This is a genomic window from Ramlibacter sp., from assembly GCF_028291745.1.
Taxonomy (GTDB): Bacteria; Pseudomonadota; Gammaproteobacteria; order Burkholderiales; family Burkholderiaceae_C; genus Ramlibacter.
The window spans coordinates 41595-59940 of sequence record NZ_JAQGNQ010000002.1 but is presented as its reverse complement, the minus strand read 5'-3'; the positions used below and the strand labels follow the sequence as shown (position 1 = coordinate 59940).

The following is an 18346-nucleotide window of genomic DNA, read 5'->3' as shown; positions in this document are numbered from 1 at the left end:
ACGCCATGCCCCACATCACCACACGCGACGGCACCCGGCTCTGGGTGGAAGAAGCCGGCAGCGGCACGCCCATCGTCTTCGTCCATGAATTCGGCGGCGACTGGCGCAGCTGGGAGCCGCAGATGCGCTACTTCACGCGCCGCTACCGCTGCATCACCTACAGCGCGCGCGGCTATGCGCCCTCGGACGTGCCCGGCGACGTCGAACGCTATTCGCAGCAGATCGCGGTGGACGACATCGCCGACGTGATGGACGCCCTCGACATCGAGAAGGCGCACGTGGTGGGCCTTTCCATGGGCGGCTTCGCTACGCTGCACTTCGGGCTGCGCCATGCGCAGCGCGCGCTGTCGCTGGTGGTCGCGGGTGCCGGCTACGGGGCCGAGAAGGCGTACGAGGACTACTTCCGCAACGTCTCGCTGGAAGTCGCGCGCAAGTTCGAATCCGACGGCGCGCCGGTGTTTTCAAAGACCTACTCGACCGCCGCATCGCGCATCGCCTTCCAGCTGAAGGACCCACGCGGCTGGCAGGAATTCGCGACCCAGCTCGGCGAGCATTCTTCCGTCGGCTCGGCGCGCACCATGCAGGGCGTGCAGGCGCGGCGGCCGTCCATCTACGACCTCGAGGAAGAACTCGAGCGCATGACCGTGCCGACGCTGGTGGTCGTCGGCGACGAGGACGACCACTGCCTGCAACCCGGCCTCTTCCTCAAGCGAACCGTCCCCGCCAGCGGGCTGCTGGTGCTGCCCAAGACCGGCCACACCCTGAACATCGAGGAGCCGGCGCTGTTCAACCAGTTCGTCGCCGATTTCCTGGCCACCGTCGAACAAGGCAAATGGCTGCCGCGCGACCCGCGTTCGACGGCGGCGCAGATCATGAAGACGGAATGAGCGCGCTGCCTTCCTCGCGCGTGGATGCGAAGCGCTTCGGCCGGCGCTTCGAAGCGCTGGCCGCGATCGGCGCGACCGCTGCCGGCGGCGTCGACCGCCAGGCGCTGTCCGCCGCCGACGCATGCGCGCAGGCACTGATGGTGCAGTGGGGGCGCGAGCGCGGCTTCCTCGCGCTGCACGACGCGGCCGGCAATCTGTTCCTGCGGCGTCCCGGCACGCTGCCAGGGGAGCCGCTGGTCCTCAGCGGATCGCACCTGGACACGCAGCCCACCGGGGGCCGCTTCGACGGCGTCTACGGCGTGCTGGCCGCCCTCGAGGCGCTGGAGGCGCTGGAAGACGCCGGCCTGGCCTGCCGACGCGGCATCGAGGCGGTGGCGTGGATGAACGAGGAAGGTTCGCGCTTCGCACCGGGCATGATGGGATCGGCGGTCCTGACCGGCGCGCGCACGCTGCGCGCCACGCTGGCGGTCACCGACGCCGATGGAATCAGCGTCGAAGAAGCCCTGCGCGAGACGCGCTCCGCCCTGCCCGCGCTTGCCGATCGCCCCCTCGACACGCCGGTGTGCGCCTATGTCGAAGCCCACATCGAACAAGGCCCGGTGCTGGAGCGCGAGGGCATCCCGCTCGGCGTGGTGACGGGCATCCAGGGCAAGCACACCTTCCGCGTCGAGGTGCGCGGCGAGGCGGCGCACGCCGGCACCGCGCCGCGGCGCGAGCGCCGCGATGCCCTGCTCGCGGCCACCGCCATGGTGCAGGCCATGGCCAGCGAATTCGCGGACGCGGAAGACATCATCAAGTTCACGGTCGGCCGCTTCGACGTCACGCCCAACGCGCCCTCCGTCGTGCCGCGCCGGGTGGCTTTCAGCATCGACCTGCGCCATCCGGAATCGCAGCGCCTCCAGGCGCTCGCTGCGCGCGTTGCGCAGTTGTGCGACGCGCACCGCGGCCCTTGCGAGGTGCAGGTCGAGCGGCTGGTCGCTGCCGACGCCATCGCCTTCGATGCCGGCATCCGCGACCGCATCGCGACCGCCGCCGCCCACCTCGGCGTTCCGGTCCTCTCGCTGCCGTCCCTCGCGGGGCACGATGCCGGCCTGGTGGCGCGCATCGCGCCCGCGGGAATGATCTTCATTCCCTGCCGCGCTGGCATCACCCACCACGAAGACGAGTTCGCCGAAATGGACCACATGATCGCCGGCGTGCGCGTGCTGGCGGACGTGCTGCACGGGTTGGCGCGGTGAGCCCACCGCCTCCATTGCCATGCTCAAGAACCGCGCCACGAAGGAGCTTTTCTATAACGATCCACTCACCGTCGCGCTCGACTTCTCCTTGCGAAGCCAGCAGCGCTTTTTCGTTTTCCACCACTGAGCTCGGCACAGCGGCCTCCCGTTGAACACGTCCGCCAGCCGCGGGCTCAACAGCCAGACCGGTAGCTCACGCGCGAGCGGGATTGGCAAGTTCCGCCATTACCCCGTCGTAGAGGTCCTCGACCTGCTTCTGCAGCGCCACGACCCGAATCTGCTGTTGTTGCAGGACGGCGACAGGGCTCTCCTGGCAAGCCACCTTGCGCGCCAATGCGACCAGGTCTGCCTCCTCGTCCATGAGGGCGCGATGCGCATCCACCCAAGCGTTGAGGCTGGCGGCCGTAGTCCGAGTGGCGTTTCCATTCGTGGGCATAGATTCTTTCTGGAGCAGCAAAAAAGGAGAGGCGCCGGCAAGGTGTCGAAGCACTTCGGCTGATACATACTGTGACGACAATCAACGAGTTGCAACATGCCTGCAGGTGCCGGAATGACGGCACGATGGTTCTCCTCCGCCCCTGGCTGGCCGGCGCGCGGGCGCGGCCACCGCGATCGCTGCCATGACGAGGGCGGCGAACACGTAACTCTTCATCGCATTGATCGCGACTCTTTGCTGTGGAAGACGCCTCTCGGCGAGCAGCCATGGGGTGGCCGGTCGGAGCCGCCAGAGATTTCACGTCAGGGCGCCAGCAAGCCCAGCCCCGTCAACAACGGAGCACCCGTCAGCTGGCGGGCGCCTCCGGCGGCTCCTCGTCGGGCAGCTTCAGCACACCGGCATTGAAGTCGTACTCGAACACCTCGCCGTAGCGACCCCATTCGATGGCGATTTCCATGGTTCGCGCGGCTTCGTCCGCCTCGAGCGCCTCCTCCAGCAGGGCAATGAAAGGCTCCTCCTTCAGCGTACCCGAAGGCTCCGCCTCCAGGTCCTTGCGAATGCGGGCGGCCAGTGGGACGTGCGTCAGTAGCTGCTGGCCGAAGATTTCCTGGCGCAGCGTCTGTCCGGCCTCGGCAAACCGCTGCCCGAGCGGCGTCAGGCTGATATCCCCCTTTTCGACCTGCGCCAGCCCCAGCAGGCCCAGCGCTTCGTAGGTCGGGAACAGTTCCTCGTCGGGCAGCTCCGCTTCATCGGCGAGCTTTGGCAGATCCGCGCGGCCATTGAAGGGCGGGGCCGCGAGCAGGTGAAGCACCGCCTCGATGCGGCTGACGTCGGTATCCGGGAGTCGATAGTGGACATGGGCGGAAGCGGCGGCCAGCGTGGCAGCAGCCGAAACAGGGCGCATGGTCATCAGACCGTACACCTCGTCGATGAGACCTCGCACCTGGGCAGAGTCGGCATTGCGCGGCCGCGCGACTTCGATGAGGTACTCGCTGCGGATGCGACCCGGGTCGCTCGCAAGGATGATGATGCGGTCCGCCATCATGACCGCCTCTTCGATGTTGTGCGAGACCACGAGCATGCCCTTGGTCGGGATGCTCCCGCTGTCCCACAACTCCAGGATGTCACTGCGAAGCGTCTCTCCCGTGAGCACGTCGAGCGCGGAAAAGGCTTCGTCCATCAGGAGCACGTCCGGGTTCGTGACCAGGGCACGGGCGATTCCCACCCGCTGGCGCATGCCCCCGGAAAGCTCGCGTGGCAGGGCCCCTCCGAAGCCGCCAAGGTTCATGAGTTCCAGCATCGAGTCGGCGCGCTCCTGGCGCTCGTGCGACGCGATCCCTTGCGCCTCGAGGCCGAGCTCCACGTTCTGCTGCACCGTGAGCCAAGGAAAGAGCGCGAAGGACTGGAACACCATGGAAACGCCGGCGACGGGGGCGGTGATCGCGCGGCCGCGATACGTGACGCTGCCCGCGTCGGCCGCCAGCAGTCCGGCCATGATGCGCAGGAGGGTTGATTTCCCCGAGCCCGACTTGCCAAGCAGTGCGACGATCTCACCTTCCATGAGCGTGAAGTTCACGCCTTCAAGGACAAGCCGCGGCGCTCCGTCGGCGGTGCGGAAGGACTTCGAGACGCCCTTGAGGTCAAGCAGGAATTGCTTCATCGCGGATTCCTATGTGCTGCGGTCTTCCGCGAGGAGGTACAGGCGCCGCCAGAAGAAACGATTGAGCACCATGACGAACACGCACATGACGCCAATGCCCAGGGCGATGCGGTGGAAGTCCCCCGCATCGGTCATGCGCTTGATGTAGCTGCCCAGGCCATCCGCAACCAGCGAGGTCTTGCCCCAGGTTACGTACTCGGCGACGATGCTCGCGTTCCACGATCCGCCGCTTGCGGTGATGGCGCCCGTCACGAAGCTGGGGAACACCGCGGGCAGGTAGACGCGCTTCCACTTCAACCAGCCCTTGAGGCCCAGGTTCTCGGCCGCCAGCCGAAGCTCATTGGGCAGCGTCGACGCACCCGCAACCACATTGAAGAGGATGTACCACTGGGTGCCAAACACCATGAGCGGGCTGAGCCAGATGTTCGGGTTCAATCTGTACCTGACCAAGACGTACACGACCAGCGGGAACATCAGGTTCACGGGGAACGCCGCGAGAAACTGCGCGAGCGCCTGGACCTTCTGCGACCAGGCGGGGCGCAGCCCGATCCACACGGAAACGGGAACCCAGACCAGCGATGCGAGTGCGATCAGCACCAGCACCCGTGTCAGCGTGATGAACCCCAGGCCGAGCACGTGCGCCGCCTCGCGCCAGCCCACCACGCTGTGCACGTACAGGAAAAAGGCAAGCGCCGTGATGACCGCGATCAGGAGCATCGAGATGTCCCACACGCGCGTCCAGGGCACGCTGGACGTCTGCTTCTGGGGGGCACGTTGCACGTCGCGTGAGCCGGGTCCGCTGAACCAGCCCAGGGCGCCACGCATGCCAGCCCAGAATTGATCGGAGATGGCGCGTACGACGGCGCTGCGCCGGCCCCAGTCGAGCAGCCAGGAGTTCTGGGCTGTGTCGCCTTGGGACTCTTCGAACCGGAACTTGTCTGCCCAGGCCAGCAGCGGCCGGAAGAACAGTTGGTCGTACAGGATGATGCCGGCCAGCATCGCGCCGATCGCCCACAGGATGGCGCGACCGTTTTCCTCGGCGATCGCCACCGCAATGTAAGCACCGATGCCGGGCAGCTTGATGTCCTGGTTGGCGACCGACACCGCCTCCGCGGCGACCAGGAAAAACCAGCCTCCTGACATCGACATCATCATGTTCCACAGCAGCCCCGGCGTGGCGTAGGGAAGCTCCAGCCGCCAGAACCGCTGCCAACCGGAGAGCCGGAACACGCGCGCAGCCTCGTTCAACTCCGGCGGAATCGTCTTCATGGACTGGTACAGGCTGAATGCCATGTTCCACGCCTGCGAGGTGAAGATGGCGAAGATCGCTGCGCACTCGACACCCAGGAGATTGCCCGGGAACAGCGCGATGAAAGGGGCGATGGCAATCGCCTGGAAGCCGAGGATCGGCACCGACTGCAGCACATCGAGCAGCGGAATGAGGACCTTTTCCGCAGCACGGTACTTCGTTGCGAACGTCGCGAACACGAAGCTGAAGAGAAGCGAGCAGGTCAGCGCCATGAACATGCGCAAGATGGTGCGTAGCAGGTAGTAAGGCAGCTGCAACGGGTCCAGGGTGACGGGCGTGGGCTGTCCGAGCACGAAAGGTCGGCTCATTTGCGCCGCGCCGAACGCAAGCCCCACGAGAACGCTCAGGACGATGGGCAACAAGGCCCAGTCCCACCGGTTCGGGGTCGTCGATAGCAAGGACGTGCCGGTGCGACGCGATGAGAATATGGAAAACATGCCTTGGCCTCAGTGTTCCCACTGCGCTCGACCGCGGTAGACGGGCACGGGCCCGGGGTCTACGTTGTAGCCACGATGCGTAATGCGCTGCAGGTCCACGCGCACCTTTCCTTCAGAACAGGCCACCAACGTTGAACAGCGTCAGCAGTCCGAGCACGGAAAACAAGGCAGCAGCGATGCCGTGCACCAAGGCCAAGTGTGTCGACGAGAGTCCTGCGGCGCAGGGCAGCTACTCCCCAACGACGAGGGGGCGAAGTTTAGCGCATGGCCCAGTCGCCTCAGTGGTGGTGGGCCCGGCGACACTACGGCAGTCTGCGTCGGGTCGCGCAGTCGCAGCCCCGCTCCCTAGGCAACCCGACCACCTCGTACTGCACGTCAATAACTGCGTCGGCTCCGCGCTGCAGGTCGCGGAACTTGCCGGCCACGGCAAGAGCGCGAACGGCCTTTACGGGTTCTTAACGAGGAAACGTCTATGCTCCATCCATTCCACGACACCGCTGCGCCGGGCAGCTGGTGAGAGACCGCTGTAGCCCGGTCCGCTCCACGCACCTCCCATGCACACTGCACCGCAAATCCGCCATCCACTGCATGCAGCGGAAGGCGTACAACGGGACCGCAGCGAACGCTCGCTGCCCCCGCGCCTGTCCTGCGTCGTCCCCTGCCGCAACGAGGCCCGCAACCTGACCCTGCTACTGCCGATGTTGCGCGAAACGCTGGCCGCGCTTTGCACCGAGTGGGAAGTGATCCTGGTGGACGACGGCAGCACTGATGACACCGCGCTCGTCATGGAAGACTGCATCGAGGTGCCTGGCGTGCGCTTGATCCAGCTCTCGCGCAACTTCGGGAAGGAGGCGGCGCTGACCGCCGGACTGCAGGCGGCGCAGGGCGACGTGGTGGTGATGCTGGACGCCGACCTGCAGCACCCTGTCACCCTCATTCCGGAGATGGTAGAGCGCTGGCGAGCCGGCGCGGACGTGGTCTATGCCTATCGCGCCAGCCGCGCCGACGAATCGCTAGTCAAGCGCTCCGGCACGCGCTTGTTCTACTCGCTGCTCAATCGTTTCCATCGTTTCCCGATTCCGGAGGACGCGGGCGACTTCCGCTTGCTGGATCGCCGTGCCGTCGACGCGCTGCTGGCGCTGCCCGAGCGCAATCGCTTCATGAAGGGGCTGTACGCCTGGATCGGCTTCGACGCAGTGGGCGTTCCCTACGTGCCGCCACCGCGCGTGCATGGCCGCTCGCACTTTGGCGGATTGCGCCTGCTGGGATTGTCGATCGACGGCCTGACCGCCTTCACCACCTGGCCGCTGCGCATCGTCAGCGCTGTCGGCACGGCCATCGCCGGGGCGAGCTTCGCCTATGGCGCTTACCTCACGGGCGTGTACCTGCTGTACGGACACGAGGTTTCCGGCTGGACCACCATCGTGGTGGCACTGATGTTCTTTTCCGGTATTCAGATGATCTTCGCGGGCATCCTGGGCGAGTACATCGCCCGCATCTTCGAGGAGGTGAAGGCCAGGCCCCTGTACCTGGTCAAGCGCCAGATGGGCCGCGGCCTGAGTGGAGGGCCCCGGTGAACGCGCAGATGTTACGCGGCCGCCATGTTCCGCTGCTGCTGCTGTTCGTCTGGCTGGGCTTCACGGCCTGGGTGCGGCCGCTCGGGCTGCCGGACGAAGGCCGCTACGTCGGCGTGGCCTGGGGCATGCTGACTTCAGGCGACTGGATCGTTCCACGGCTGGACGGTCTGCCCTACTTCCACAAGCCGCCGCTGTTCTACTGGATGACCGCCGGGTCGATGGCGCTGTTCGGACCGCATGAGTGGGCGGTGCGCCTCACGCCCTGGCTGGGCGCTTGCGCCGGCGCCACCGCCCTCCATCTGTTCGCGCGGCGCTGGTGCGGCGAGCGGGTCGCGCGCGCCGCCTTGCTGGTGCTGGCGACGCAGCCCCTCGTCTTCATCGGCAGCCAGTTCGCCAACCTCGACATGCTGGTGGCTGGCTGCATGGCCGTCTCGGTGTTCGGCTTTGCCCATGCCGTCCTGGCCGATGCGTTGCCGGGGCCCCGGCGCGCCGGCCTCGCGGCGGGCTATGCCTTCGCGGCTCTCGCAGTGCTGGCCAAGGGGCTGATCGGCATCGTGCTGCCCGGTCTGGTGCTGCTCGCGTGGTTGCTGCTGCGCCGGCAATGGCGCTTGCTGCCGCGACTGTTGTGGCTTCCCGGCATGCTGCTGTTCACGCTGCTGGCCGGGCCCTGGTTCGTGCTGATGCAACTGCGCTTTCCCGAGTTCGCGCGCTACTTCTTCATCGTGCAGCAATTCTCGCGGTTCGCGCAGGGCGGCTTCAACAACCGCCAGCCGGTGATTTTCTATCCGGTGGTGCTGGCGGTGCTGGCCCTGCCGTGGTCCGGGTGGCTGGTGGCCGCGGTGCGCCGCGACAGCGAGCTCGATGCGACCGGACGGGCGATTCGCCAGTTGTTGTGGACCTGGTTGATCGCCATCACCGTGTTCTTCTCGCTGCCCCAATCCAAGCTCGTGGGCTACATCCTGCCGGTGTGCTGGCCGCTGGCCCTCCTGGTGGCGCAGCGCTTCGGCGCAATGGAGTGGCGCACGCCAGCACGCATCGGCCGCTTCTGGCGTGCCAGTGCCGGCGTGGCGTTGGCGGGATGCCTGGCCCTCGTTGTGGGCGTCGCCGTGTTCCCACGCAAATCGGGCCGAGCCATCGGCGTGGAGCTGCGCCAGGTCGTGGCGGACGGGGACCGGGTCGTTCTGCTGCAGGCCTACGACTTCGACCTGTCCTTCTATGCGCGCCTGCGGCATCCGGTGGTCGTGGTGGAGGATTGGCAGGGGGTCGAGGCGCGGCAGGACAACTGGCGCAAGGAACTCGCGGATGCCGGCCACTTCGACCCGGTGCAATCGCGCGCCGTGCAGGTCACTCCGGCACAGTGGCCGTCGATGTTGTGCGATGGCCGCACCACCTGGGTGATTGCCGCGCCAGAAGTGGCGGCGCGCTATGCAGTCATGGCCGATGCCAAGGTGATCGCGGCCACTGCAGACCGCAAGCTGTGGCAGTTGCCAGCCAACGCCCCAGCCGTGCTCAAGGCGGCGGGCTGCGGCCGATCACCCGCAGCGCACCCGCAAGGCATGTCATGACGGAAGTGGCAAGCCGCACGGGCGACCGCCTTGACCCCAGTGAAGCGTCATCGTCCATGCCGCAGCCCCGCCTGACGGTATGCGTCGATGACTTCGGCCTGGATGCGGGCATCCACCGCGCCGCCCTGGGCCTGGCGGCGCTCGGACGCCTCGGCGCTGTGAGTTGCATGGTCGCTGCGCCGGCCTGGCGTGAAGCAGCAAAGGCCACCGCGGAGCTCGCCCCGTGGCGGGTCGGCGTCGGCCTGCACCTGGACCTGACCGAATACACCGTGGATCCGCGGTGCCGTGGCTCGTTGCCTGAATGGTTGGCGCGCAGCGCCTTGGGACGGATCGACACCCTGCGGCTGCGCGCAGAGATCGAGGCGCAGTGCGATCGCTTCGAAAGCGCCGTCGGACGTGCGCCCGCGCATGTCGACGGGCACCAGCACGTGCATCAGCTGCCGGGCGTGCGCGAAGTCCTGATTTCGGTGCTGGCCTCTCGCTACCGGGAACTACCGTGGGTACGCAGCACGCGCGTGCCCCCTGCCGCAGGCGGCAAGGCACGGGTGATCCAGGCCCTGGGCGAACATGGACTGCGCCAGTTGTGCGCAGCGACGGGCATTGCCCAGAACCGGCATCTGCTGGGGGTGTATGGATTCCATGGTGGCGCGGATCGCTATCTTGCCTTGCTGACGACCTGGCTACGCTCCGCGGGCGACGGCGACCTGCTCATGTGCCATCCGAGCGTCGGCGGCGGGGCGGCGGCGTTCACCGCGGCGCGCCGCTGTGAATTCGATGTTCTTGCCGGGTCGGGTTTCGACGCGCTCGTGCGGCTTTGCGGGGTACAGCTAGGGGCTTTTGCCGCAGTGCCGCAGGTTGCTGCGTAGGGTGAGCGGACACATTGCGATCGCGCTGGCCGTCGCGCAGCGGCTGATCTGGTGTGTACCGCTCTCGCCTGCAGCGACGGGACAGCGTACCGGGGCACGGCACTGCGCCGTTGCTGGTGAAAGGCGCTTGGCGCAACCAGCGCGCGGAGAGGCGTGAAAGAGGCCTCTCCGCAGCGTCCCTGAGACTCAGAACGCGTATTTCATCCCGACGCTCACGCCTTGAAGGTGGCCTCCCGCCCAGCACCTCGGAGCCCCTCCGTTCGGGTCGAAGCCGGTGGAGTCCGGGTTGCTCGCATCATGGCAGTCGGTCGTCACGGAGCGACGCGCCGCGTCACCCGGGTCGTACGACGCACGACGGTACTGCCGTCCGGGCGCACCACGCGCGTCGTGCGGTGCATGACCGCACCCGGCGCGGCAGCGCCGGTCAGACCAGCGTGTCGGGCGCCCCCTCAGAACTGTCTCCACTCCATGGGGGAGCCGTTGGCAGTGACGCGGGCCGCAAGCGCCCCGCCGAACCCGCCGTGCAGCGGTCGCGTGCCTTCGCTGGGGCCGCGGATCCATTCCGGCGCCGCGATCCCGCGCGACGTGGTCCGCGTCACATCGGCAGACTGCGTACCGGGCATGGCGTGCTCGCCCTTGAGTTTGAACCGGGACACCTTCTGCAGCAGCGCCGCGGCCTGCTCTTTCATCGATTCGGTCGCCGCCGTGGCTTCTTCCACCAGCGACGCGTTCTGCTGCACGACCTGGTCCATCTGGGTGATCGCGGTATTCACCTGCTCGATGCCGGCGCTCTGCTCCTGGCTGGCCAGAGCGATCTCGGCGATGAGCTCGCTCACTTTACTGACCGAATCGACGATCTCCTGCATGGTCTTCCCGGCAGCATCCACCAGCTTGGTGCCCGCGTCGACCTTGTCGACCGAATCGACGATCAGCGTCTTGATCTCCTTGGCCGCTTGCGCGCTGCGCTGCGCCAGGTTGCGCACCTCCGCCGCAACCACGGCGAAGCCGCGGCCCTGTTCGCCGGCACGCGCCGCTTCCACCGCGGCATTCAGAGCCAGTATGTTGGTCTGGAACGCGATGCCATCGATCACACCGATGATGTCCGAGATTCTGCGCGACGCCTCGGAGATGCCGGTCATGGTGCTCACCACGCGGCCGACAACCTGTCCGCCCTTGCGCGCCACTTCCCTGGCCCCCACCGCCAGCTCGCTGGCCTGGCGGGCGTTGGCGGCGTTCTGAGTCACGGTCGATGTGAGTTCTTCCATCGAGCTGGACGTCTCTTGAATGCTCATTGAAAGAGTGGCTTGCGCGTTCCTCAGCGGTCTCTCGACGTGGTGCTGCGGTCCGGCACCCGTGAGTCTGTCGCAATGTGACGAGTTGTTAACACGTGCGGATGAGCTCGCAGCCGAATGCGTGGTGAATGTCACGGCACCCAAGTGCTGCCGCGCCGGACGGCATTCGCTTCAGGACAGGCGGTAACGCACCACGACGCTTGCAGACAGCACAAAGCCGGCTGGTCAGTAGTCTCTTTACGGCGCGTCCCGACCTGGCCGATGCGAAGTCTGCCTCCGAACTCACTCGGCGCGAGGCAGGGTCGCTAGCCCGCTCGGTCGCCGCCTTCCGCCTGGCGCATGAAGCCGTGCTGACGGCGGGCCGGGCCGCAGAAGTGCACGCGCCCCCGCCGCTCGTCCTGCAGTCCGCATGAGGGCGTGACGCGCCCTTTGCTGCGGCGTTCCCTGCTTACTCCCGGGTAACGTTGGCTTGGCGGATCACCTGGTGCCAGCGATGGCGGCTACCAGGGACTCGTTGAGCGCCTTGACCATGTCGGCCGGCGTACCCAGGGGCGCGACCACCGCGTACCAGGTGACGGCCTGCATCTGCGGCAGACCGATCTCGGCGAAAGCCGGCCTGCGGGCGCGGCGAATCAAGTCTGGGTCGCAGTGCGCAGCAGGCTGAAACCGATGGTCGTGACGCCGTTGTCGCTCCTCGCCGTCACGCGGCCGCCGTGCATGCGCGCGATGGCCTTCACGATCGCCAGGCCGAGGCCGAAACCGTGTTCGCTCTGGCCGTCGTTGCGCGCCACGTCCACGCGATAGAAGCGATCGAACAGGCGCTGCAGGTGCGCTTGAGCGATCGCCTCGCCGGCATTGCTGATCGCCACCCACACGAAGCGCTCGTCCGTGCGGATGCTCACCACCAGGCGCGCGCCAGGCCGGGAATGCGTGATGCCGTTCTGCACGAGATTCGACAGCGCCCGGCGGAACAGGGCCCGCTCCATCGTGGCGGTCACGTCCAGTTCGCCTTCCACCGTCACGACGATGTTCTTCTCGTCGAGCAGGAATTCGAAGAAGTCCAAGGTCTTGCGGACCTCGCCGGCCACGATGCATTCGGCCAGCGCGGTCGCCACCTCGCCCTGGTCGGCGCGGGCCAGGAAAAGCATGTCGTTGACGATCGAACGCAGCCGCTCAAGCTCCTCCAGGTTCGACTGGAGCACCTCCTGGAACTGCACCGCATTGCGCGGGCGCGAAAGCACGACCTGGGTCGCGCCGATCAGGTTGGCGAGCGGCGTTCGCAGTTCATGCGCAACGTCGGCATTGAAGCCCTCCAACTGCTGGTACGCATTTTCCAGCCGCTCCAGAGCGCCGTTGAAGGCGCCGGCCAGGTCGCGCAATTCCACCGGCAGGGCGCCGGCGGCCAGGCGCTGGGCGGACCGGTTCGGCTGCAGCGCCTGGGCATCGCGCGAGAGCTGGCGCACGGGCCGCAGCCCGACGCGCCCGATCCAGAAACCCATGCCGGCGGCCACCAGCGTGGCGACCAGCGCCAGCAGCGAGTAGGCGGCGGCGAAAGTGGCCAGGGTGCGTTCGAAGAAGCGCTTGTTCACGCCCACGACCAGCCGCACCGGCGGGCGCTCCTCCAGCGGGCCGATGGTGCGCGCGAGCGTCCGATAACCGATGCCGCTGTCGCTGACTCTGTCGCTGCCGTCCGCACGGATCTGCGCCGCCACATCCCGCGCGCCGCGGCCATAGCCGAAGCGCGGATCCGGCGACAGCACCCAGAAGCGCACGCTGCCGTCCGCAGGAGTCAGTGTGTCCATCTTGGCCGTCACCCGGGCCCAGCGCTCGAGCGTGCCGCTGCGCTCGATGCTGTATTGCAAGCCCTGGGAATAGGTCGTGAGCTGGTCGTCCTCGCGCCGCACCAGCTCCGTCTGCAGCACCATGTAGAGCGCGGCGCCCATGACTGCGAAGGTGACGAACGCCACCACGGCGTACATGCAGGCCAGCCGCCAGGTGATCGAGCCCTTCATTCGGCGCTGGCCTCCACCTCGTCGCGCGCCTCCAGCACGTAGCCCATGCCGCGCATGGTGTGCAGCAGCTTCGGGCTGAAGCCGCCGTCGATCTTGGCGCGCAGACGCTTGATGGCGACCTCCACCACGTTGGTGTGGCTGTCGAAGTTCATGTCCCACACCATTTCCGCGATGGCGGTCTTGGACAGGATCTCTCCCTGGTGCCGTGCCAGCACGGCGAGCAGCGCGAACTCCTTCGCGGTCAGGTCGATGCGCGTGGAGCCGCGCCAGGCCTTGCGGGAGATCAGGTCGATCTGGAGGTTGGCCAGGTGGAACTGCGTCGGCTCCTGGGTGCGTCCGCGCCGCGTGAGCGCCTGCAGGCGCGCCAGCAGTTCCAGGAAGGAGAAGGGCTTGACCAGGTAGTCGTCGGCGCCTTCCTGCAGCCCCCGCACCCGATCTTCGATGCGGTCGCGCGCGGTCAGCATGATCACCGGCGTCTGCTTGGCGCGGCGCAGGTCGCGCAACACCGTCAGCCCGTCCACGCCCGGCAGCATCACGTCGAGTACCACCACATCGTAATCGTGCACCAGGGCGAGGTGGCGGCCGTCGTAACCGTTGGTGGCCACGTCGACCGCGCAGCCCTGTTCGGCAAGGCCCTTTTGCAGGTACTCGATGGTCTTGGCTTCGTCTTCAACGATCAGCAGCTTCAAGTCGCGTGCCTCGCTTCACTGCGCCGCCGCTGGCTGCACGGCACCTTGCGGCGGCAGCTTGCGTTGCAGCCGCGCCTTCTTCTTGCGCGTGTACCACTGGTGGGCGCGATCGAGGTACAGGTAGACGACCGGCGTCGTGAACAGCGTCAGCGCCTGCGACAGCGCCAAACCGCCCACCATCGCGTAGCCCAGGGGCCGGCGCAGCTCGGAGCCGGCGCCATGACTGAGCATCAGCGGCAGGCCGCTCAGGAGCGCGCACATGGTGGTCATCATGATCGGGCGGAAACGCAGCAGGCACGCCTGGTAGATGGCCTGTTCGGGACTCATGCCTTGTTCGCGTTCTGCCTTGAGCGCGAAGTCCACCATCATGATGCCATTCTTCTTGACGATGCCGATCAGCAGGATGATGCCGATCAGGGCGATCACGCTCAGGTCGTAGCCGCCCGCCATCAGGATCAGCACCGCTCCCGCGCCGGCGGAGGGGAGCGTGGACAGGATGGTGAGCGGGTGGATGTAGCTCTCGTACAGCAGCCCCAGGACGATGTACACCGCGACCAGCGCCGCCGCGATCAGGTAGGGCTGGGTGGCGAGCGAGGCCTGGAAGGCCTGGGCGGTTCCTGGAATGACTCGTGCAGCGAGGCGGGCAGGCCCATCTGCCGCGTGGCTGCATTGATCGCGTCGACCGCATCGCCCAGCGCGGCGCCCGGCACCAGGTTGAACGACAGCGTCACCGCCGGGAACTGGCTCTGATGGCTGATGGCCAGGTAGGCGGTCTTGCTGGTGTCGATCTTCGCGAACGTGGACAGGGGCACCTGATGCTGGGTCAGCGGTGAGGTGATGTACAGCTTGGAGAACAGGTCCGGGTCGCGCTGCAGCGCCGGCGTGACTTCCAGCACCACGTGGTAGCTGTTGATCTGCGTGAAGTACTGGGCCACCTGGCGCTGGCCGATGGCGTCGTAGATGGTGGCGTCGATCATCGCCGGGGTGATGCCGAAGCTGGAGGCCCGGTCGCGGTCGATGACCACTTGCGCCGTCGCCGCCGAGTTCTGCAGGTCGGAGGACACGTCGGTGAGCTGCGGCAGGTGCTGCAGGCGCTCCAGGATCTTCGGCGCCCATTCGTTCAGCTCGTCGAGTTCGGGGTCCGTCAGCGTGTACTGGAATTGCGTGCGCGCCTGCCGGCCACCCACGTTGATGTCCTGGCCGGCCTGCATCAGCAGGCTCGCGCCCTCGACCGGGGCGAGCTTGGGCCGCAGCCGCGCGATGACCTCGTCGGCGCTGGCGCTTCTGCCCTCCTCCTTCGGCTTCAGCGCGATGAAGAAGTTGCCGGCGTTGAACTGCGAGGAGTTGCCGAACATGGCCAGTCCGGTGACGTCAGGGTCGCGCCGGACGATGTCGGCGAACTGCACCATGCGCTTGTTCATCGAGTCGAACGAGGAGTCCTGCGCGCTCTGGGCCGAGCCGAAGATGAAGCCGGTGTCCTGCTGCGGAAAGAATCCCTTCGGGATCACCGTGTAGAGGACCGCGGTGGCGGCCATGGTGGCGATGAACACGCACAGGGTGGCGAACTGGTGCTTCATCACCACGTCGAGGCCGCGGCGGTAGCCGTTCAGCATGGCGTCGAAGCCACGTTCGCACAGCTGGTACAGCCGCCCGTGCTTCTTGCCGTGCTCGTTGCGCAGGAAGCGCGAGCACAACATGGGTGTGAGGCTCAGGGACACCAGCACCGAGACAAAGATGGTCAGCGTGACCGTGACGGCGAATTCGCGGAACAGGCGGCCCACGATGCCGCCCATCAGCAGCAACGGGATGAACACCGCAACCAGCGACACCGAGATCGACACGATCGTGAAGGCGATCTCCGCGGCGCCCTTGTAGGCGGCCTCCAGCGGAGGCATGCCGTCCTCCACGTGCCGGTAGATGTTTTCCAGCATCACGATCGCGTCGTCGACGACGAAGCCGACCGAAATCGTCAGCGCCATCAGCGACAGGTTGTCGAGGCTGAAGCCGAGCGGGTACATGATGGCCGCCGTCCCGAGCAGCGCCAGCGGCACGGTCACGCTGGGGATCAGCGTCGCCGCGGTGCTGCGCAGGAACAGGAAGATCACCAGCACCACCAGCCCGATCGTGAGCGCCAGGGTGAATTCCACGTCGCGCACGGAGGCGCGGATGTTCTGCGTGCGGTCCACCAGCGTGCTGACCTGCACGCTGGGCGGGATCGACGCTTGCAGCCCGGGCAGGGCCTGCTTGATCGCGTCCACCGTGGTGATCACGTTGGCGCCCGGCTCCTTGTAGATCGGCAGGATGATGGCGCGACCGTCGGTGACCGCGCCCTCCTTGGGCGCACCCGCGCCCTTGAAGCTCCAGGCCGCGATCTTCACGTTCTCGGGGCCGTCCACGGCCTGACCGATGTCGCGCACGCGTACCGGCGCGCCGTTTCGGTAGGCGACGATCACGTCGTTCCAGGGCTGCGCCTTCAGCAACTGGTCGTTGCTGTAGACCGTGAAGGCCTGGTTCGGGCCGTCGATCGTGCCCTTGGGCTGGTTGACGCTGGCACTGCCGATCACGGTGCGCACGTATTCGAGGCTCACGCCGAGCGAGGCCAGCTTGGCGGGATCCGCCTGGATGCGCACCGAGGGCTTCTGGGCGCCGCCGATGTTGACGAGGCCGACGCCGGGCACGCGCGAGATCTGTTGCGCGAGGATGTCCTCGGCGTAGCGGTCGACCTCCGTCAGCGGCAGCGTGTCGGAGTGCACGGCCAACAGCATGATGGGCGCGTCGGCCGGGTTGGTCTTGCGCCAGTTCGGGGGGCTGGGCAGGTTGGCCGGCAGCTGGCCGGCGGAGGCCTGGATGGCGGCCTGCACGTCCAGGGCCGCCGAGTCGATGCTCTTGTTCAGGTCGAACTGCAGCGTGACCTGGGTGCTGCCGATGCCGCTTTGCGACGTCATCTGGCTCAGGCCGGAGATCAGCGAGAACTGGCGCTCCAGCGGCTGGGCCACGTTCGATGCCATGGTCTCGGGGCTGGCGCCCGGCAGGCTCGCCGAAACCTGGATCGTCGGGAAGTCCACCTGCGGCAGGGGCGCCACCGGCAGCAGAGGATAGGCGGCAACGCCGAGCAGCAGGATCGCCAGTGCCAGCAGCGTCGTGCCGATGGGGCGCTTGATGAAATTCGCCGAGACGCTCACCGGGTGCCTTCGCCGCCGGCCGGCTTGCCGGCCTGGCCGGATTCGACCACCAGGACGTCCGGCTTGAGCTTGTACTGGCCGTTGACCACGACGCGCTCGCCAGCCTTGAGGCCGCTATCGATGACGGAGATGCCATCCTGTTCGAGCGCCACGTGCACGGTGCGGATCTGGGCGCGCTTCTGGGCATCGACCACGTACACGTAGGAACCGTTCTGGCTGCGCTGCACCGTCGTCTGCGGCACGGTCAGGGCATGGTCACGGCGTCCGAGCAGCAGCCGCACGTTGACGAACTGCCCTGGCCACAAGGCCGAACCGCCGTTCGGGAAACGCGCCTTCAGCTGCACGGTGCCGGTGGTGGTGTCGACCTGGTTATTGAGCAGCGTGAGCTGGCCCTGGGCCAGTAACTTCGCGCCGTCGCGCGTGAGCGCGGTCACGGTGAGGGGCGCGCCCGCGTTTTGCTGCGCGCGGATGACGTCCTGCACCACCTCCTCGGGCAGCGTGAAGACCACGCCCGCCGGATCGAGCTGGTTGATCACGACCAGGCCGTTGGCGTCGCCGGCGTGCACGATGTTGCCAGCGTCGACGAGTCGCGCGCCGGTGCGGCCGGAGATGGGCGCGGCGATCGTCGTGTACGCCAGCTGCACCTTCTGGTATTGCACTTGCGCGGCATCCGTCTGCACCGCCGCCTCGAGCTGCGCCACGAGCGCCTTCTGCGTGTCGACCTGCTGTTGCGTGGCGGCGTCTTCCTTGATCAATCCGGTGTAGCGCCCGAGGTCCGTGTGGGCGTTGGCGAGCTGCGCGCGGTCCTTGGCCTCCTGCGCCTGCGCCTGCGCCAGCTGCGCGAGCATGGGTCGGTTGTCGAGCTGCGCCAGCACCTGCCCCGTCTTGACGTTCTGGCCCTCGACGAAGCCTACGCGCACCAGTTCGCCGTCGATGCGGGTCCTGACAGTGACGGTGGCCCACGGCGCGACGGCGCCAAGGCCGCCGCTGTACACCGGCACGTCCTGCGTCTGCACGGTGGCGGTGGTGACCACGATGGGGGCGGCGCCGGCACTCTTGGCGGGGCGCTTGTCCTGGGCCTGGGCGGAGGTGCTGACCCAGCGGACCACGACGGCCAGGGCCACGAGGGCGGCGACGCTCGCGACGATGCGGAGGGTTCGGTTCAAGGAGGGAGCAGTCATGGAAAAGGAGGGTTC

General features: G+C 67.3%; 12 protein-coding genes and 2 pseudogenes. 5 read left to right on the top strand and 9 right to left on the bottom strand.

Features of this window, described 5'->3' with window-relative positions:
- The first annotated feature begins 5 nt into the window (after positions 1-5).
- Complete coding sequence (locus JWP60_RS00320; RefSeq protein WP_299785244.1) at positions 6-887, top strand: alpha/beta hydrolase; 882 nt, start codon at positions 6-8, stop codon at positions 885-887.
- The gene (locus JWP60_RS00315; protein ID WP_299785242.1) at positions 884-2125 is read left to right on the top strand and encodes a M20 family metallo-hydrolase; all 1242 of its coding nucleotides are present in this window, start codon (positions 884-886) and stop codon (positions 2123-2125) included. The genes JWP60_RS00320 and JWP60_RS00315 overlap by 4 nt, the downstream gene beginning before the upstream one ends.
- Before the next feature lie 193 nt (positions 2126-2318).
- Here the strand turns inward: JWP60_RS00315 and JWP60_RS00310 are convergent, their stop codons facing one another.
- From JWP60_RS00310 to JWP60_RS00300, 3 genes are all read right to left on the bottom strand, one after another.
- Positions 2319-2486, bottom strand: a complete 168-nt coding sequence (locus JWP60_RS00310) for a hypothetical protein (RefSeq protein ID WP_299785240.1) — start codon at positions 2484-2486, stop codon at positions 2319-2321.
- Between the two features lie 421 nt (positions 2487-2907).
- The gene (locus tag JWP60_RS00305; protein ID WP_299785238.1) at positions 2908-4221 is read right to left on the bottom strand and encodes a nitrate/sulfonate/bicarbonate ABC transporter ATP-binding protein; all 1314 of its coding nucleotides are present in this window, start codon (positions 4219-4221) and stop codon (positions 2908-2910) included.
- Positions 4222-4230: 9 nt separating this feature from the next.
- Entirely contained in the window at positions 4231-5967 is a 1737-nt protein-coding gene (locus JWP60_RS00300; protein WP_299785236.1) for an ABC transporter permease subunit, read from the bottom strand.
- A gap of 554 nt (positions 5968-6521) precedes the next feature.
- On the opposite strand from JWP60_RS00300, the gene JWP60_RS00295 reads away from it, so the two are divergent.
- Genes JWP60_RS00295 through JWP60_RS00285 form a run of 3 tightly spaced genes read left to right on the top strand, consistent with a single transcriptional unit; the run spans position 6522 to position 9975 of the window.
- Positions 6522-7544, top strand: coding sequence for a glycosyltransferase family 2 protein (locus JWP60_RS00295; RefSeq protein WP_299785233.1), 1023 nt, complete (start codon positions 6522-6524; stop codon positions 7542-7544).
- Positions 7541-9109 carry a glycosyltransferase family 39 protein gene (locus JWP60_RS00290; protein ID WP_299785231.1) on the top strand — a complete coding sequence of 523 codons (1569 nt, stop codon included), beginning with the start codon at positions 7541-7543 and terminating at the stop codon, positions 9107-9109. The genes JWP60_RS00295 and JWP60_RS00290 overlap by 4 nt, the downstream gene beginning before the upstream one ends.
- The gene (locus tag JWP60_RS00285) at positions 9106-9975 is read left to right on the top strand and encodes a ChbG/HpnK family deacetylase (protein WP_299785229.1); all 870 of its coding nucleotides are present in this window, start codon (positions 9106-9108) and stop codon (positions 9973-9975) included. Before JWP60_RS00290 ends, JWP60_RS00285 begins: the two co-directional genes overlap by 4 nt.
- A 449-nt stretch (positions 9976-10424) precedes the next feature.
- Here the strand turns inward: JWP60_RS00285 and JWP60_RS00280 are convergent.
- The 6 genes and pseudogenes from JWP60_RS00280 to JWP60_RS00255 form a co-directional block, all read right to left on the bottom strand.
- Positions 10425-11270: pseudogene (locus tag JWP60_RS00280) on the bottom strand (methyl-accepting chemotaxis protein); the annotation flags it as partial.
- Positions 11271-11744: 474 nt separating this feature from the next.
- The gene (locus tag JWP60_RS00275; RefSeq protein WP_299785227.1) at positions 11745-11903 is read right to left on the bottom strand and encodes a tripartite tricarboxylate transporter substrate-binding protein; all 159 of its coding nucleotides are present in this window, start codon (positions 11901-11903) and stop codon (positions 11745-11747) included.
- Positions 11900-13279 (bottom strand): heavy metal sensor histidine kinase, encoded by a 1380-nt coding sequence (locus JWP60_RS00270; protein ID WP_299785225.1) that lies wholly within the window; start codon positions 13277-13279, stop codon positions 11900-11902. Before JWP60_RS00270 ends, JWP60_RS00275 begins: the two co-directional genes overlap by 4 nt.
- A complete protein-coding gene (locus JWP60_RS00265; protein ID WP_299785223.1) occupies positions 13276-13968 on the bottom strand; it encodes a heavy metal response regulator transcription factor in 693 nt (230 codons plus the stop codon). Before JWP60_RS00265 ends, JWP60_RS00270 begins: the two co-directional genes overlap by 4 nt.
- A gap of 15 nt (positions 13969-13983) precedes the next feature.
- Positions 13984-17150 (bottom strand): annotated as a pseudogene (locus JWP60_RS00260) (efflux RND transporter permease subunit).
- The gene (locus JWP60_RS00255; protein WP_299785221.1) at positions 17147-18316 is read right to left on the bottom strand and encodes an efflux RND transporter periplasmic adaptor subunit; all 1170 of its coding nucleotides are present in this window, start codon (positions 18314-18316) and stop codon (positions 17147-17149) included. Before JWP60_RS00255 ends, JWP60_RS00260 begins: the two are co-directional and overlap by 4 nt.
- Positions 18317-18346: the final 30 nt, after the last annotated feature.

Bases quoted from the DNA above. Each gene is read 5' to 3' on its own strand.
- JWP60_RS00320 (WP_299785244.1), top strand. From the start codon at position 6: ATGCCCCACATCACCACACGCGACGGCACCCGGCTCTGGGTGGAAGAA.
- JWP60_RS00315 (WP_299785242.1), top strand. From the start codon at position 884: ATGAGCGCGCTGCCTTCCTCGCGCGTGGATGCGAAGCGCTTCGGCCGG.
- JWP60_RS00310 (WP_299785240.1), bottom strand. From the start codon at position 2,486: ATGGACGAGGAGGCAGACCTGGTCGCATTGGCGCGCAAGGTGGCTTGC.
- JWP60_RS00305 (WP_299785238.1), bottom strand. From the start codon at position 4,221: ATGAAGCAATTCCTGCTTGACCTCAAGGGCGTCTCGAAGTCCTTCCGC.
- JWP60_RS00300 (WP_299785236.1), bottom strand. From the start codon at position 5,967: ATGTTTTCCATATTCTCATCGCGTCGCACCGGCACGTCCTTGCTATCG.
- JWP60_RS00295 (WP_299785233.1), top strand. From the start codon at position 6,522: ATGCACACTGCACCGCAAATCCGCCATCCACTGCATGCAGCGGAAGGC.
- JWP60_RS00285 (WP_299785229.1), top strand. From the start codon at position 9,106: ATGACGGAAGTGGCAAGCCGCACGGGCGACCGCCTTGACCCCAGTGAA.
- JWP60_RS00270 (WP_299785225.1), bottom strand. From the start codon at position 13,279: ATGAAGGGCTCGATCACCTGGCGGCTGGCCTGCATGTACGCCGTGGTG.